Origin of the sequence: Pseudomonas sp. Irchel 3A7, assembly GCF_900187565.1 — a bacterium.
Lineage (GTDB): Bacteria > Pseudomonadota > Gammaproteobacteria > Pseudomonadales > Pseudomonadaceae > Aquipseudomonas.
In genome coordinates this window covers 1-15,225 of record NZ_FYED01000002.1, presented here as the reverse complement: position 1 = coordinate 15,225, position 15,225 = coordinate 1, and the positions used below count along the sequence as shown (strand labels likewise).

12 protein-coding genes and 2 pseudogenes are annotated in these 15,225 nt (G+C 51.6%); 9 read left to right on the top strand and 5 right to left on the bottom strand.

Annotated elements, in window-relative coordinates; translation table 11 throughout:
• The first annotated feature begins 1 nt into the window (after position 1).
• The 5 genes from CKW21_RS02730 (at position 2) to CKW21_RS02710 (ending at position 4,702) form a co-directional block, all read left to right on the top strand.
• Positions 2 to 1,468, top strand: coding sequence for an efflux transporter outer membrane subunit (locus tag CKW21_RS02730; protein ID WP_095192490.1), 1,467 nt, complete (start codon positions 2 to 4; stop codon positions 1,466 to 1,468).
• Between the two features lie 102 nt (positions 1,469 to 1,570).
• The gene (locus CKW21_RS02725) at positions 1,571 to 2,011 is read left to right on the top strand and encodes a carboxymuconolactone decarboxylase family protein (RefSeq protein ID WP_095192489.1); all 441 of its coding nucleotides are present in this window, start codon (positions 1,571 to 1,573) and stop codon (positions 2,009 to 2,011) included.
• A gap of 62 nt (positions 2,012 to 2,073) precedes the next feature.
• Positions 2,074 to 2,586 carry an Rrf2 family transcriptional regulator gene (locus tag CKW21_RS02720; RefSeq protein ID WP_095192488.1) on the top strand — a complete coding sequence of 171 codons (513 nt, stop codon included), beginning with the start codon at positions 2,074 to 2,076 and terminating at the stop codon, positions 2,584 to 2,586.
• 28 nt (positions 2,587 to 2,614) lie between these two features.
• Entirely contained in the window at positions 2,615 to 3,259 is a 645-nt protein-coding gene (locus CKW21_RS02715; protein WP_095192487.1) for an FMN-dependent NADH-azoreductase, read from the top strand.
• 225 nt (positions 3,260 to 3,484) lie between these two features.
• Positions 3,485 to 4,702: an NAD(P)/FAD-dependent oxidoreductase gene (locus CKW21_RS02710; protein ID WP_095192878.1), complete on the top strand. Its 1,218-nt coding sequence runs from the start codon at positions 3,485 to 3,487 to the stop codon at positions 4,700 to 4,702.
• Positions 4,703 to 4,968: 266 nt separating this feature from the next.
• Here the strand turns inward: CKW21_RS02710 and CKW21_RS32150 are convergent, their stop codons facing one another.
• Complete coding sequence (locus CKW21_RS32150) at positions 4,969 to 5,481, bottom strand: lecithin retinol acyltransferase family protein (protein ID WP_095192486.1); 513 nt, start codon at positions 5,479 to 5,481, stop codon at positions 4,969 to 4,971.
• A gap of 400 nt (positions 5,482 to 5,881) precedes the next feature.
• Here CKW21_RS32150 and CKW21_RS31430 point away from each other — a divergent pair, with 400 nt between their 5' ends.
• Together CKW21_RS31430 and CKW21_RS02700 are read left to right on the top strand one after the other, a co-directional pair.
• Positions 5,882 to 6,049, top strand: a complete 168-nt coding sequence (locus CKW21_RS31430) for a hypothetical protein (RefSeq protein WP_170948616.1) — start codon at positions 5,882 to 5,884, stop codon at positions 6,047 to 6,049.
• Positions 6,016 to 6,270: pseudogene (locus tag CKW21_RS02700) on the top strand (ATP-binding protein); the annotation flags it as partial. The gene CKW21_RS31430 and the pseudogene CKW21_RS02700, both read left to right, overlap by 34 nt.
• 189 nt (positions 6,271 to 6,459) lie before the next feature.
• Here CKW21_RS02700 and aceF read toward each other — a convergent pair.
• Both aceF and aceE read right to left on the bottom strand, forming a co-directional pair.
• Positions 6,460 to 8,112: a dihydrolipoyllysine-residue acetyltransferase gene (aceF, locus tag CKW21_RS02695; RefSeq protein WP_095192485.1), complete on the bottom strand. Its 1,653-nt coding sequence runs from the start codon at positions 8,110 to 8,112 to the stop codon at positions 6,460 to 6,462.
• 11 nt (positions 8,113 to 8,123) lie between these two features.
• A complete protein-coding gene (gene aceE, locus CKW21_RS02690) occupies positions 8,124 to 10,769 on the bottom strand; it encodes a pyruvate dehydrogenase (acetyl-transferring), homodimeric type (RefSeq protein ID WP_095192484.1) in 2,646 nt (881 codons plus the stop codon).
• A 439-nt stretch (positions 10,770 to 11,208) separates the two neighbouring features.
• Between aceE and CKW21_RS02685 the strand changes: the two genes are divergently transcribed.
• The gene (locus CKW21_RS02685; RefSeq protein WP_095192483.1) at positions 11,209 to 11,928 is read left to right on the top strand and encodes a hypothetical protein; all 720 of its coding nucleotides are present in this window, start codon (positions 11,209 to 11,211) and stop codon (positions 11,926 to 11,928) included.
• Positions 11,929 to 12,046: 118 nt separating this feature from the next.
• Here the strand turns inward: CKW21_RS02685 and CKW21_RS02680 are convergent, their stop codons facing one another.
• On the bottom strand, positions 12,047 to 13,732 hold the full coding sequence (locus CKW21_RS02680) for a sigma-54-dependent Fis family transcriptional regulator (protein WP_095192482.1): 1,686 nt from the start codon (positions 13,730 to 13,732) through the stop codon (positions 12,047 to 12,049).
• A gap of 380 nt (positions 13,733 to 14,112) precedes the next feature.
• On the opposite strand from CKW21_RS02680, the gene CKW21_RS02675 reads away from it, so the two are divergent.
• Positions 14,113 to 14,562: a GNAT family N-acetyltransferase gene (locus CKW21_RS02675; protein WP_095192481.1), complete on the top strand. Its 450-nt coding sequence runs from the start codon at positions 14,113 to 14,115 to the stop codon at positions 14,560 to 14,562.
• A gap of 2 nt (positions 14,563 to 14,564) precedes the next feature.
• On the opposite strand, the pseudogene CKW21_RS02670 reads toward CKW21_RS02675, so the two are convergent.
• A pseudogene (locus CKW21_RS02670) lies at positions 14,565 to 14,717 on the bottom strand (transposase domain-containing protein); the annotation flags it as partial.
• Positions 14,718 to 15,225 lie beyond the last annotated feature (508 nt).

Genomic DNA, 15,225 nt, shown 5'->3' with positions numbered 1-15,225 from the left:
CATGAAATACAGATCATTCGCAATCAGTCTCTTAAGCATCAGCATCCTGCTGGCCGGCTGCTCTCTCAGCAAGCCAGCAGAGACCACAGATGTTGACGTACCTGCGATGTATCGCGAAGTCGCCAAGGAAAATGCTGATCGTTGGAAAGTCGGCGTGCCGTCCGATGCAATCGATCGTGGTCAGTGGTGGAAGGTGTTTGGTGATGACCAACTCAGTGGATTTATCGTGGCGGCGAGTCAAGCCAATCCTACACTTACTGTGGCGTTATCACGTGTTCAAGAAGCAAGGGCACTTGCCGGCCTGGCCAAAGCTGACAGTAGCTTTCAGCTTGGGTTGGGCGCTGGACCCACACGGCAAGGTGCTGCAGGTTCATCACAGACGATCTTAAAGACTCAAATAAATGCTTCCTATGAGGTAGATCTCTTCGGCGGACTCGCAGACAACACTCGAGCAGCAACCTTGGAAGCAATGGGAGAGGAGGCGGCCTATCGCTCCGTCCTATTGGCGCTGCAATCGGATGTAGCGCAGACCTATTTCAGCCTGCGTACGCTCGATAGCGAAATCGCCATCCTTGAAGACACCATTAAATTACGTCATGAGTCTTTGGCAATGGTTCAACGTCAGTTCGATACGGGGGACCGTAGCGAGCTTGAAACCGCCCAAGCACGTACTGAGCTGGCGACAGCTCAGGCGTCACTGGAAGGTGCGCGGCGTGAGCGCTCGGCCAATGATCACGCGCTCGCCGTACTCCTTGGCAAACCACCCGCAAACTTCACTTTTGCCGGTGCACCATTGGTGGCCCGGCCGGTGGAAATCCCCGCGGGATTACCTTCGGATCTCCTTGAGCGGCGTCCAGATATCGCGCAAGCACAACGCCAGTTAGCGGCCGCGAGCGCCCGTATAGGCGTCGCAAAATCGGCGTTTTTCCCGCGCCTGGTTTTGACCGCTTCTGGCGGGTTCGAGTCTAGCGACTTGAGTAATCTGTTCAACTGGTCGAGCCGCAGTTGGCTGCTTGGACCTTTGGTTGGCACAGTACTCAACATGCCGTTGCTTGATGGTAGCCGTAACCAAGCAAATCTAGACAAAGCGGATGCCCGCTATGACGGCGCGGTAGCCTCTTACAAGAACCAAGTTCTGATCGGTTTTAAAGAGGTAGAAGACAGTCTTAGCGCCATACGCACACTCAATCGTGAACTGGCCTTTCAGGACGAGGCTGTGAACGCGGCCAAGCGAGCGGCCTCGTTGGCTGATGCACGATATGTCAACGGCTACACGAGCTATTTCGAGAGTATTGATGCCCAACGTACCAGCCTGGTGTCTCAGCGGGCTCAGGCCCAGGTTTTGGGACAGCGTGCTAAAGCTTACGTTGGTTTGATTAAGGCACTGGGAGGTGGATGGGGAAAGGTGGTGAACGAGCCTGTAGCTGTAGCCAGCAATGATCGCGAGTCTTTTACGAAGTCACGGTGAAGACCAGCAGGTCAATGGCCTGCTGATTTTTCTGAGTATTGGTGGTGGTCTGCACTTGCAGGACACCATACATTCGTAACACAACTGAGATGGAGCCAACTGATGGAATCTCGACTGGATTACTATGCCGCGTCACCCCGGGCGATGAAGGCTATGATTACCCTGGAGGCTATGACCAGCAATTTAAGTATTGATGAACCTTTATTGCATCTGATCAAAATTCGCGCCTCACAACTCAACCACTGTGCGTTTTGCACGGACATGCATTCGATTGATGCGCGCCGGTTGGGAGAGTCTGACCGTCGCTTGTTTTCGATTTCTGTGTGGCGTAGTAGTGACTTCTTCAGCCCACGTGAAAAAGCTGCTCTCGCTTGGACAGAGGCACTCACTCAAATGACTGGCAGCGACGTATCAGACGAAGTCTACGAAGCGTTGCGAGCTGAATTTGCCGACGCAGAGATGGTTGACCTGACCATGGCGATAAACGCTATCAGTTGTTGGAACCGGCTTGCCGTCAGTTTTCGCCAGAAACCGAGCACCTGATAGAACACCTCGTTTACTTATGGGTGCAGAATAAACTTAGACCACTATTGCCGGAGTGTGTCGTGACGCATATTAGTACGGGGGTGGAATACGGCCTGCATTGCCTGCTTTATCTGGTCAACCTACCAAAGGGAATCAGCAATCCCAGCGTGCGGGACTTGGCCGAACTGCAGGGCGTTCCAATCGAGTACTTGGCCAAGGTGTTCAACAAGCTGCGAAAGGCGGGCCTAGTAAACGCGACAGAAGGCGTCAGTGGAGGCTATAGACTGGCTCGACCTAGCGAAAATATTACCGTACTAGATGTCGTGCGGGCGATTGATGGACAGAAAGGCATCTTCGATTGTAAAAATATTCGAGGGCGTTGCGCAGTATTCATTGGTCAATCTTCTGCCTGGGCTTCTCAAGGAACGTGCAAAATCAGCTCTATAATGTACGAGGCGCAAACGCGCTTAGAGGAAAGCTTAGCTATGCATACGTTGGCCCATCTCACTTACCAAGTCATCGCAAGCGAGCCTGTAGAACATCAGGATTCAGTGATGACTTGGCTTCAACGCAGAAGGCAATACCGGCATTAAAAATACAAATAACTATAGGAGTGCGTACATGAAGCTGCTGCATGTCGATGCTAGTCCAAAAAGTGAACGTTCCATTTCGCGAAGTCTAGCCCGCCACTTTGTATCTTGCCTACGGAAGCAAAATGTAGAGCTCGATATCGACTACCTGGATTTGACGAAAAATCCCCCGTCATACATTGACGAATTGTTCACCATCGCCGCGTACACTCCTGCTGTGCAGCGCACGGCAGCAATGGAACAGGCTCTGGCTCGATCCACAGAGTTATGTCAACGAGTCTTGGACGCTGATGCACTCCTATTCGCTATGCCCATGCATAACTTCTCTTACCCTTCAGTTTTTAAAGCTTTTATAGACAATATCATTCGGGCTGAATTGACATATGTAGTCAGCAGTTCAGGCCAATACATCGGTCAATTGACCCGACAGAAAGCTTTATTCATCACTACCAGAGGCACAGACATGCGTGCGGGTATGCCGCTGTCCCATATGGACGCACTAACCCCATCCCTCAAAGCGGCATTTGGCTTCATAGGTGTTCAAAATCCTTCATTCGTCAATGCACAACCTACGCAATTTGCAGCAGCCGAGGAGCGTGAAAAAGCGTTGGAAAGAGCCCGTAATCAGTTGTCGGACGTGGCTCGAAAATGGGCAAAAGAGCAGAATTTTCAGTAAGTATACGGTGAAAAATAACTTGCTGTAAGCGCGCTTCAAAGAAGCATCAACTGGCTATCAGAGTTTTTTCTGTGCGGGTTTTTATGTTTTAAATTGCTGACTTATAAAGTTTTTTTACCTTGCCTGATAAAAAATGAATCTATAATAAAACTGCGAATAAGTTATTCGTAGTTGTCTGCAGTCCTGTCATTCAGGATTTTGTTATCAAAGATGGAGTACATCACAATGTCTAAAAGAGTTTTGATTATCGGGTCCGGTTTTGCTGGCATGTGGAGCGCACTTGGTGCAGCACGTGTTCTCGAAGAGCAGGGCCGGGCTACTGGCCACGGTGCAATTGATATCACTCTGATTTCCCCTGAACCTGTCCTGCACATGCGGCCTCGTCTACACGAAAAAACTCCCTCAGCCATGACAACACCGCTGCTCCCGCTGCTCGAAGCTGCTGGCGTGCGTTATATCCGTGGACATGTAACTCATATAAATACCCAGGGCAAAAACGTCGACGCGACTGACGAAAACGGCATGAGATTCAATCTGTCTTACGACAAAATGGTGTTGACAACGGGTAGCAGGCTGTTCCGTCCTCCGTTGCCAGGCGTTGGCGAGCACACCTTCAGCATCGACCAAATCGACGAAGCGTGCGAATTGGACGTGCATCTGGCTCGTCTTGCAGATCGCCCTGTATCGACCGGTCGCAATACCGTCGTTGTCGTAGGTGGCGGCTTCACAGGTATCGAAATCGCCTGCGAACTCCCCCAACGCCTACGCTGTATTTTAGGTGAAGACGCTGATATCAAGGTGGTTGTCGTTGAACAGGCGTCCCAAATCGGTCCTGATCTTGGCGCTGGCCCGCGCCCGGTTATTATTCAAGCACTCACCGATCTCGGAATTGAATGCCGGTTGGGTTCGTCGGTAGTGTCTGTTGATGTAAATGGACTGTTCACTAATAAGGGAGAGCGCATCGAAAGCCAAACGGTGATCTGGACCGGTGGCATGCGCGCTAGCTCACTCACTGAGCAAGTATCAACCGAGCGAGATCGTCTTGGTCGTCTGCATGTTGCTCGCGACCTGCGTGTTGCTGGTGTTAGCGATGTTTTCGCTGCAGGTGATGTTGCACTTGCCTTGGTTGACGACCAAGGGAACCATGCAATGATGTCCTGCCAACACGCTATGAACATGGGGCGCTACGCTGGCCACAACGTGGCAGCTGATCTGCTTGGCTTGCCTACCTTGCCTTACGAGCAACCGTTCTACGTGACTTGCCTTGATCTCGGTTCGTGGGGCGCTGTTTATACCGAAGGCTGGGATCGCGAGATTAAGTTGGTCGGTGAGGAAGCTAAAGCTCTCAAACACAAGATCAACTCCGAATGGATCTATCCACCACGCCCGAGCCGCACCGACGCACTTGCGTCTGCTGACCCGGCGCGTAAAGTAGTTGCCTAACTAGTGATCAAGTGCCTAGGGCAAGTACCGAGCCTGTATTCTGTGGACCACGCATTCAATAGTGCAGGCTTGGCACTTCTCCTCTGCAATGGCTTGATTTCTATGTTCTACAACCCTGATCCGCGTACCTTCCTGAGCACGTTTCTGCGCATTCACAGCATCAAATAATGGGGTTACTGCAGTGGGGTCGCCACCAAAGCCCTGGCCGGTAATAACGCCTAGGACAGGTTTAAATGCAAACAGGGGAATCATTCGCAATTACACTGCTAATTGAGCGCAAAAAACTTACGAAATGCCGGTAAATATAAAGCCATTACTATCGGCCAAGACCGCATAATTAATTTTATTGCCTTTGACGGATGGCTCAACACATCTTGCACTTGTGGGCTTTCACTTTTTCCGAAAAGGCTCCAATAGCAAAAGTGTTCGCAATTATTTGTTAGCAGTCTATAACGAGTTTCGCCCAGCCGTGAGAGTGCTCGCTCTAAAACTACGTCAGGCTTGAATCCGGCTTGCATGTGCCTTCTGACACGAACCTGCCTGCCATTGGCGAAGTGGGTCAAATGTATGATTTCAATGGGACCTATATCAAAGCCACTACACATCCCTGCGTAGTGGATAACTTGCTGTTCTCCAAGGTAAATTCCATGGTGAATATACCCATTTCGGGAGGTGATCAAGTGACTGCCTGGAGAAACATCGATCAATGAAGACCAGTCGAAATCAAACCAAAGTGCATTTGGGTGTCGTTCTGTAGAGGAACAGCTTAAAGTGTTCATGGTCTAGTACGCTTTTGTGCCAGGTCTCACACTGTGGCAAGCATAAAGCGCGCCATCCGCTGAGCCCATAAATAGGAGGCTTAACGACGTAATCACGAGTTTTGATTTACTAAAAGGTCAAAGGAGATGTTTACCACTTAATCAAATGATAAATCGACTATTTTCACTGAATTCCTATGCTGCTTGGCGATGTTTTCCAGATAAATGACACATGCAGCAATGGAACTATTCCGCTCTATAAAAATCTGAAGTTCATAAAGCTTGTACGAGCTTTTCCGTTTGAGTACGGTGACAATGTTGAATGAAATTCAGGAATACCAGTTATCGAAGATCTCGCGCACAAGTAACTTCTGACACAAAGCATTACAACTTTGCCACGTATGGAAAGGACCATGGTTAGGTGCGCATCTACGACAACATGAGGACCGCTGTCGAGAAGGTCAACAAGGGTAACGGCCGCACGGTCAATGCCCGGTTTGCCGTGATGTGTGCGCACTACCTGTTCGACCCGGACTTCTGCAACGTCGCTCCCGGCTGGGAAAGCTGTACGACCACACCAGCGTGGTGATCACCACCAACCTCAGCTTCTCGGAATGGTCGAGCGTGTTTGGTGGCGCCAAGATGACAACAGCGTTGCAGGATCGGCTGACACACCACTGCCACATCGTCGAAATGGGCAACGAGTCCTACCGCCTGCAACACCGCAGCTTGGTCGTCCAGACCAAGATCAAATCACGAGAACGAAAGCGCAAAGACAATGATGGTGCCGAGGACGATGAGCTGTTTTGATCTGCACCGAAAATACCCTGCCGCATGCCCACATGCGGTGGGGTTTTAATGCCTCTTCCACCGGGACACAACTGCTAAGATTATCCACAATTGCTGATGCCAAAATCAGCAATCCGCCTGGGTCAATTTTCAATCGGCAGGGTGGGTCAGCTTTCAATCAGCGCCGACAAGTCACGGACTTCTTAAGCCTTACATCAATAGCTCCCGTAAGTCGCCAAGCAACGCACTTAGCCGCTTGGTGAAGCGTGCAGCGGCGGCGCCGTTGATCACACGGTGATCGTAGGACAGCGACAGCGGCAGCATCAATTTCGGCTGGAAAGCGTTGCCGTCCCAGACTGGCTGGATGGTTGCCTTGGAAACACCGAGGATCGCCACTTCTGGCGCGTTGACGATCGGCGTGAAGCCGGTGCCGCCAATGTGGCCGAGGCTGGAAATGGTGAAGCCGGCGCCTTGCATCTCGTCCGACGAAAGCTTTTTGGTCCGGGCTTTATCAGCCAGGGAAGCAGCTTCGGCGGCCAGTTGCAGCAGGCTCTTCTGGTCGACGTTCTTGATCACCGGTACTAACAGGCCATCAGGGGTGTCGACTGCGAAGCCGATGTTCACGTATTTCTTGCGGATGATCGCTTTGCCGTTCGGAGCCAGCGAGCTGTTGAAGTCCGGCAGTTCCGTGAGCAGGTGTGCGCAGGACTTGAGCAGCAATGGTAAGATGGTCAGCTTGACGCCGGCCTTCTCTGCAAAGGCTTTGTGGGCGTTACGGAACGCTTCGAGTTCGGTGACATCGGCCGAGTCGAATTGCGTCACGTGCGGTACGTTCAGCCAACTGCGGTGCAGGTTGGCAGCACCGACCTGCATCAGGCGTGGCATCGGCACTTCTTCGATTTCGCCGAAACGGCTGAAGTCCACGACCGGAATCGGAGATATGCCCGCGCCACTGGTTGCGCCAGCAGCAGCGGCCGGCGCTTCCTTGGCCTTCTGCATCATGGCTTTAACGTAAACCTGCACGTCTTCTTTGAGGATGCGTCCGTGCGGGCCACTGGCACCAACAGCGCTCAGATCAACGCCAAATTCACGGGCCAGTTGACGCACGGCTGGGCCGGCGTGAACCTTGGCAGATGCCTTGGCTAACACGACATTCGATGCTTGCGTAGCAATCTCGTTTTTTTGATCGCCAGGGGGGTGGGCGATCGTTGCGGTAGAGGAGGCGGCTGGTGTCTCAACTGACGCGGGTACCTCTTTCGGTGCTTGCGGCTTTACGCCCATCTCACCAGCAACCTTCAACACCAAAATAAGATCACCAGAGCCAATTTGGTCGTTTAGCTTGACGTTGAGACTTTCGACTACTCCCGGGCTGGGTGAAGGGATCTCCATGCTCGCTTTGTCCGACTCCAAAGTTATCAGCGACTGGTCTGCCTCGACCGAGTCGCCGACCTTGACTTGGATTTCAATGATCTGTGCCTTACCCGAAGAACCGATGTCAGGGACCAACACTTGCTGAGTGCTATTGCCTGGCGCGGCAACAGAAGGCATTTCAGTTGCATGGGCGCCAGTTGGCTCTACATTAGGGGCAGTCGGCTGGACGAGTGCATGCATAGGCACCGATACTTCTGCATCTTCAGTTTCCAGAACAATCAGTTCGTCGCCTTCTTTCAGACGATCGCCCAGATTCACCTTCAGACTCTTAATGACACCTGCTTTCGGTGTAGGCACTTCCATACTGGCCTTGTCTGATTCCAGAGTAAGAATGCTTTGTTCTGCTTCAATGCGGTCACCGGCTTGCACAAACAGCTCGATGACTTCGCCGTCACCGTTGCCGATGTTGGGTACGCGAATGATTTCGTTCACGGAAAAGCTCCTTAGCAATCCAGAGGGTTTGGTTTTTCCGGATCAATTCCGAATTGGCTAATTGTCTCTGAAACTACTTTGCGCTCAATTTCGCCGCGTTCAGCAAGCGCTTCCAAGGCTGCCAGCACGATCCAACGACGATCAACCTCGAAAAAATGGCGCAGCTGTTTGCGGGAGTCGCTTCGTCCAAACCCATCGGTGCCGAGTACTTTAAATTCACGCCCGTGCACCCACTGGCGAATTTGATCGGCGTAAAGCTTCATATAGTCGGTTGAGGCAATGAGTGGACCTTTACGGCCGTCCAAGCACTCTTCAATGTAAGTACGAGCTGGTTTATCGCCTGGATGCATACGATTGCGGCGCTCGACAGCGAGCCCGTCACGCCGCAGTTCGTTGAAGCTGGTGACGCTCCAGACATCAACGGCAACATTGAACTGGTCGCGCAAGATCTTGGCTGCTTCCCGTACTTCAAGCAGGATGGTGCCGGAGCCCATCAGTTGAACGTGATGCGCCGCTTCGCGGTTGTCTTCTTCGAGCAGGTACATGCCTTTCTTGATGCCTTCTTCGGCGCCGGCAGGCATGGCGGGCTGGATGTAGTTCTCATTCATCACCGTGATGTAGTAGAAAACGTCCTGCTGCTCCTCGGTCATCTTTTTCACGCCGTCTTGGATGATCACTGCCAACTCATAGCCGTAGGTCGGATCAAAGGTACGGCAGTTCGGTATTGTCGACGCCATGAGATGGCTGTGGCCGTCTTCGTGCTGCAGCCCCTCACCATTGATGGTTGTGCGGCCGGCAGTGCCTCCTACGAGGAATCCGCGAGTCAAACTGTCGCCTGCGGCCCAAGCCAGGTCACCAATGCGTTGAAAACCGAACATGGAATAGAACACATAAAACGGCAGCATCGGCTGATTGTGGGTGCTATAGGCGGTGCCGGCAGCAATGAACGAACTCATGGCGCCCGACTCAGTGATGCCTTCTTCGAGGATCTGGCCCTTCTTGTCCTCTCGATAAAACATCACCTGATCCTTGTCGACAGGCTCATAGAGCTGACCAACAGAGGAGTAAATACCCAACTGGCGAAACATGCCTTCCATGCCGAATGTACGCGCCTCATCAGGAATGATCGGTACGATGCGAGGGCCAATGTTCTGGTCGCGAACCAATTGAGACAAGATCCGCACAAATGCCATAGTGGTCGAAATCTGGCGATCACCCGTGCCATCTAACAGACTTTTAAGGCTATCAAGTGGTGGTGTAGGGATACTGAAGCTGGATTGTCTGCGCTGAGGAATTGCGCCCCCTAACGCCGCTCGCCGCGCATTCATGTAACGTGCCTCAGCACTGTCATTTGCGGGCTTGATGTAGGGCAGCTTCTCCAAGTCGTCATCGCTAACGGGGATCTCAAAGCGATCGCGGAATGCCTTAAGGCTATCGATATCGACCTTCTTGGCATTGTGTGTATTGTTTTTTGCTTGACCGGCCCCGGTTCCATAACCCTTGATGGTCTTGGCCAAAACAACAGTCGGCTGGCCTTTGTGGTTTACCGCTTGGTGGTAGGCCGCGTACACCTTGTGCGGATCATGACCGCCACGATTGAGCCTCCAGATATCGTCGTCGGACATGTGCGCAACCATCGCCTTGAGCTCAGGCGTGTTGAAGAAGTGCTCACGTACGAACGCACCGTCTTTAACTTTGTAATTCTGATACTCACCATCAATCACTTCATCCATGCGACGCTGCAGGATGCCGTCGATATCCTTGGCCAACAGTTCGTCCCAATGGCGGCCCCAAACCACTTTATTTACATTCCAGCGCGCGCCACGGAATACACCTTCCAGTTCCTGGATAATCTTGCCGTTGCCCCGAACCGGGCCATCTAGCCGCTGCAGGTTGCAGTTGATGACGAAGATCAGATTGTCGAGTTTCTCGCGACCGGCCAGCGAGATCGCACCGAGGGATTCCGGCTCATCACATTCACCATCCCCCATAAAGCACCAGATTTTCTGCTTGCCGGGCTCGATGAACCCCCGATCCTCCATGTACTTCATGAAGCGCGCCTGGTAGATCGCCTGAATTGGACCCAAGCCCATGGAGACCGTTGGAAACTGCCAAAAGTCGGGCATCAGCCACGGGTGCGGATAGGACGACAAACCGTTGCCATCGACTTCCTGGCGGAAGTTGTTCAAACGTTCTTCGCTGATCCTGCCTTCCATGAACGCGCGAGCATAAATGCCAGGGGAGGCGTGGCCCTGGAAGTAGATTAAATCGCCACCTTGGGAGTCAGTGGGAGCCTGGAAAAAATAATTAAAGCCGACGTCATACAGCGTTGCGCTTGAGGCAAAGCTGGAGATATGGCCACCAAGGTCAGGGTCTTTTTTGTTGGCGCGTACGACCATAGCCAATGCGTTCCATCGAACCAACGAGCGAATACGCCGTTCCAGGAATGCGTCGCCTGGCAAGAGGGCCTGCTGGCTAACCGGGATTGTATTGCGGTACGGAGTGGTGATGGCGTAGGGCAGTTGCGCGCCGTCTCGGGTGGCGAGCTCACCCATGCGCGTCAACAAAAAGTGAGCACGATCCTGGCCTTCGTTATCAAGCACGGATTCCAGTGCGTCGAGCCACTCTCGCGTTTCTAAGGGATCGAGATCTTTCATTTCAATTACCACTGTGGGGATTTGATCTCCACGTTAAGCGGGCAATTGAGCCAATAAAATATCCAATTGCTCACAAGGTCAGCAGTCCATTCATCCAATACGTAAAGCGCTACTCGGTGTGAACCGTTGTGTGTAGAGCGTGCATTGGCTTGGGTGGTTCTGAATGAGACCCACCAGCCGGTTACGGCGCCTACATTGGCGCTAATTAGTGATTGAAAGCTAAATTCCCTCGAAACTGAGCGCTCCAATTCCTAGAATCAACTCAAGCGGCTAAGCACTGGCATACTCGGAGCGGGGGCCAAGGACCTTAAAAATTGAGATGGGTGGTCCACAACGGCAAAGCCGTATTTCCGTCTCGCTTTATCCATGCACCCGCTACACTTAAAAAAGATTCTGACTGCTCATATCGGTACTCGCCACGTATTGAGAGGTACGTTTCATGAATGTTTTATTGACCCAAGTCTTGCAGGCTCACGGCGGGATTGATCGCTGGAACAAATTTTCACGCGTCACGGCCACCATTATTGGCGGAGGTGGGTTGTGGGCCTTGAAGGGACTTGAAGCGACTAGAACTCCACGCGAGATGACTGCGACAATTCATGAACAGACGGCGTCTGCGTACCCATTCGGACGCCCGGAATGGCATAGCGTGTTCGAACGAGGCCGTGTCGCAATCGAGACAAGTGAGAATGTTGTCGTGAGCGAACGGCTTAATCCTAGGATGTCTTTCCTTGGGCACGCCATCGACACACCCTGGGATCCTCTTCATCTTGCGTATTTCAACGGGTATGCGATGTGGACCTATCTGAACACGCCGTTCCTGTTGGGATTGGACCGGTTCGAAGTTTCAGAAATTGATCCTTGGCAAGAGGAAAATGAGGTATGGCGGGTACTGCGGACGCGATTCTCCACGGAGATTGAAAGCCATTGTATTGAACAGGATTTTTACTTTGGGGAAGACTTTTTGTTGCGTCGACACGACTACCAGGTTGATGTGGCAGGACGGTTTCGTGCTGCCCAGTACGTCAGCGATTTCGTCCAAGTAAACGGTATTTCATTCCCAACGAAACGCCGCGCGTATATGCGCGGCAATGATCTAAAGCCAATTCGAGACTTGTTGTTAGTCTCGATAGATCTCAGTAACTTTCGACTTGAATAAGTCTGTTTTCCTGAAAAACGAGGAGGCTTCTTAAATTGGTCCAAGACTGATACGTGCCAATATCACTAGCACTCTCGATTCTGAGAGGCAGGGGACCAATATGGCGAACACCAATGTCTTAACCTTCAGGTAATTTTTTCAATCGATAGGCAAGCGCGGGCCGCGTTAGGCCAAGAAGGCGCGCAGCTTCAGAAACGTTCTGTTTTGCTCGATCCATAGCTGCTTGTAATAATTGATGCTCGACATCATCGAGGCTCACCCCCAGATCGAGGAGCCTTTCTACCCATTCATCTGCAGGTTGAAGCTTTTGACTGATCAAATTACCCTCGCTTGAAAGCCCAATGCTAAGTGCTTCTACGGACATCTGTGGAAAAAGCGCTTCCACAGAAATGGTCTGGTTGTTGTCCGTAATAATCACGCCACGCTCTATTAGATTTTCAAGTTCACGAATATTGCCCGGCCAGTCATAGCGTAGGCACGCTTCATTGGCGCGATCAGATAATCCTAAGGTCTTTTTATCGTAGCTTAGGTGTAATTTCTCGAGGAAATGCTCAATCAAGAGAGGGATGTCTTCTCTACGATCACGTAATGCCGGAATCCGAACGGGATACACATTCAGACGGTAATAAAGGTCGGCTCGAAATCTTCCATCCTTTACCGCTTGCCCCAGATCGTCATGGGTAGCACCGATTACGCGCACGTCAACCCGTCGAGTCTGGCTATCGCCCACGCGCTCAAGTTCTCCCTCTTGTAGAACGCGCAATAGGCTCGCTTGGGCACGAGGAGTTAGTTCGATAATTTCATCAAGAAAAAGCGTACCTCCATTTGCCCGCTCGAAACGCCCCATGCGTGATTGTTGCGCCCCTGTATATGCACCTCTTTCAACGCCAAAAAGTTCAGCTTCTATCAGATCCGGGCTGATAGCCGCACAGTTCAAAGCGACGAAAGGACCTCCCGCACGTTCACTACGCAAATGCAAACTACGGGCGATGACCTCCTTTCCAACTCCAGTTTCACCAAGTAGCAATACAGATGCTTTACCTGGCGCGACCTTGTCAATTAAGTCACAGGTTTTACGGTAATTGGCAGAATGGCCAATCCCATAAAATTGGCCTGCACGCATCTGCAGACGTTGATTCATGTTTTCAACCTGAAGCTGCAAAGTACGCAACTCATCGATGATGGGGTCACTCTGGAAGTAACGCATGAACGCATCTGCATCTTCCCACTCTTCAGCGGGTTTACCGATGATGCGGCAATCCTTATCTCCACGACCGCGGCAACTGACTTCCTTGTAAATGATCTGACGTCCAATGAAAAACGACGAATAACTGATCGCGTATCCAAGCAAGGTCCAACAGATTGGCTGCTCCGAATGCAGTCGCTCGCTCTGGTGATTCTCAACTTCGAATGAGTCGATCCATTCAATATCAGCGTAGAACGTTCCCTCCTCAATATCGATATCCATGACTACTGGGCGGACCTTCACCATACCCTTTAGCGAGTGCAACTGAGGGCCTATCAAAAACATATCAATATCATTGCTGTTGGGGCGTAATTTACGAGCTAACTCAGCATCTTTAAGTCCGGATTGGTATCCCAGGCGAAGGAAAAAGCCTTTAGCGCGCTCCTCACCAATCATATCGATGAGCTCTCGACGAAACGACGCCATCGATGAAACCTGCATCAGCAACATCCGCTGCTCATCAAGCCAAATTTTCCCTTCACTGCCGAGGAAATGAATGCGATCGGTCAGATCTTTGAGCAGCGCTGAGTGCTCTGCAGCTCGGTATTTCGTGGTCATGCAAACGCGCCCCTAAGTTTTGTTGTTGTGGGGATGATTCGGCACCCAACGCCTAGAAGGCGGCGTTTCAGGCTTCCGCATCAGAACTCTTACGGTATTGCGCTCTGTAAAAAACCGATTCAGAGGGTCCTGACCCCGTCTTAACATCGCTTTCAAACGCTGGGTCACTTGATTAAGGATAGCCCTTCAATTGCACCAAATGGTAAAAGATACGACAGTAAGTCGGGGAAGGGATGACCCAATTTTGACTATTCATAGCAGTCCAAACCCACGCCTTTTAGAGTGAAATATCAAGCAATTGTGTTCACCTGTTTGTAAGCGTCCAGGGAAGTCACATTGCGATGCGCTAAGCTGTAATCCTTTAGGATTGAGGTCTCAGCATGGAATGCCACGCTCGTCCCGCCACGAGCAGAGATGCAGCAGCGATAAACCGCGTAGTTATAGCTGCCCTGCTTGAGTCAAATTCACAGGACTATCCGCCTGATGTGATCGCTCAGGTTGAGCAGAGCTTTTTTCCTGAAGCCATCACCACACAGATTACGAAGCGTAGGGTCTTCGTAGCCTTATTGGGCGAAAACATTATTGGCACTGCCGGTCTCGACAGTGGTGTCGTCAGAAGTGTTTTCGTTGACCCAGCTCACCAGAAAGGCGGTATCGGGCGGCGCTTGATGGATGTCATACATACAACTGCTGCCAGCGCAGGAATTGGAGCTGTACGTGTGCCATCGTCGATTACAGCTGAAAGGTTTTATACCGCGTTGGATTATCAGAAAATCCGCGACGAGTTTCATGGGGCGGAGCGCACCATCGTTATGGAGAAGCGGCTGTAGGATTAGCCCAGACTATTTACCCAGTTCTGCGGCAACAAATCATTGATCTCACTGGCCTGCTGCGTGGGCAGCCGCGTCAGCACATCTTTGAGGTAGGCATACGAATCATACCCATTCATGCGCGCCGATTGGATCAGGCTCATGATTGCAGCCGCGTGAGGCCGAGCGCAACGTCGAGTTGATGTGGCTACATCCTCAAACGAATGATCAGCATTTACGAACGCCTATGTAGCTGACTAAGGTAATTCGCGCTTCCGTCTGCAGGGGGGGGCGCAGGCAACGCCCGTCGCTCTCGGCTTTCGACGAATTCAATACGTTTTCGCGCAGCCTAGCGTCATAGCTGTCTTGTCGTTTGTACGAAACCTGAGACCCTCGGCATTGCTTATAGGAATGTCGTGCGTAAAATTAATGAATTTTTATTATCCCTCTTTATGACCTAATTTGATTCAAGGATTTGGAGAATCGCCTTGAAATCACCCCTTAACTCAGCTGAAACGTTTCATATTGCTCGGGCCAGTCAAAACGGACGGCAGAGTGTAAGCGTTCGGCAATGTCATCTAGTCAGCTACGTAGACTTTGAGAGGGTGTCCGACTATGCGGACACCATCTCTAGCTAACTAGGTGTCTGGGCTTATCGATATTTCGGGTGCGTGGCTGACTGGA

Bases quoted from the DNA above. Each gene is read 5' to 3' on its own strand.
- CKW21_RS02710 (WP_095192878.1), top strand. From the start codon at position 3,485: ATGTCTAAAAGAGTTTTGATTATCGGGTCCGGTTTTGCTGGCATGTGG.
- CKW21_RS02680 (WP_095192482.1), bottom strand. From the start codon at position 13,732: ATGACCACGAAATACCGAGCTGCAGAGCACTCAGCGCTGCTCAAAGAT.
- CKW21_RS02730 (WP_095192490.1), top strand. From the start codon at position 2: ATGAAATACAGATCATTCGCAATCAGTCTCTTAAGCATCAGCATCCTG.
- CKW21_RS02715 (WP_095192487.1), top strand. From the start codon at position 2,615: ATGAAGCTGCTGCATGTCGATGCTAGTCCAAAAAGTGAACGTTCCATT.
- CKW21_RS02725 (WP_095192489.1), top strand. From the start codon at position 1,571: ATGGAATCTCGACTGGATTACTATGCCGCGTCACCCCGGGCGATGAAG.
- CKW21_RS02685 (WP_095192483.1), top strand. From the start codon at position 11,209: ATGAATGTTTTATTGACCCAAGTCTTGCAGGCTCACGGCGGGATTGAT.
- CKW21_RS02675 (WP_095192481.1), top strand. From the start codon at position 14,113: ATGGAATGCCACGCTCGTCCCGCCACGAGCAGAGATGCAGCAGCGATA.
- aceE (WP_095192484.1), bottom strand. From the start codon at position 10,769: ATGAAAGATCTCGATCCCTTAGAAACGCGAGAGTGGCTCGACGCACTG.
- CKW21_RS32150 (WP_095192486.1), bottom strand. From the start codon at position 5,481: ATGAACACTTTAAGCTGTTCCTCTACAGAACGACACCCAAATGCACTT.